Annotated in this window: 1 protein-coding gene; it reads right to left on the bottom strand. The window is 28.0% G+C overall.

What is annotated here, in order from left to right; translation table 11 throughout:
- Positions 1–6: 6 nt before the first annotated feature.
- Positions 7–503 (bottom strand): DNA adenine methylase (locus tag KTO59_RS04510; protein ID WP_284928861.1); only part of this gene is annotated, 497 nt, incomplete at its 5' end.

The raw sequence follows: 503 nt of genomic DNA, 5'->3' as shown, positions 1-503 counted from the left end.
CTAATTTTAATAATTTTTAATGATCATTTCTTGTTTGATCTTTTTATTAGTTAAATTGGGGGTAGTTGTAGTTTTAATTTTAATGACGTTTGCGTTTTGGAATAAATTACAAATAGCATCAGTGGCATAATTGGTGTATAACCATTTTACTCCGCGATTTGTAGCTTGATGTAATGTATTAGCTAATTGTTGATGGTCGTTAAAAGTAAATGGTGCAAAATAAAAATCTTTGTCTTTAATGCCGTCGTAATAATATGGTGGATCGATAAAAAGAAAATCACCTTTTTGACTGTTAATAATAATCTTATGAAAATCAGTGCATTGTAAAATGTGATTGTTCTTATTGAAATTGTCGGCATATTTAATTAATTCTTTTAAATCAATTATTGGCATCTTTTGCTTTGGTTTGTATCCAAATCCTACCATTAAATGGTTTTGTTTGTTGTAGCGAGTGATACCACGAAATGCATATTTGTTTATAACAAAAAATATTGCTGATCTTG

The sequence above is a fragment of the Candidatus Phytoplasma sp. AldY-WA1 genome, from assembly GCF_020312115.2.
GTDB lineage: Bacteria > Bacillota_I > Bacilli_A > Acholeplasmatales > Acholeplasmataceae > Phytoplasma > Phytoplasma vitis.
This window is presented reverse-complemented; position numbering and strand designations above follow the sequence as displayed.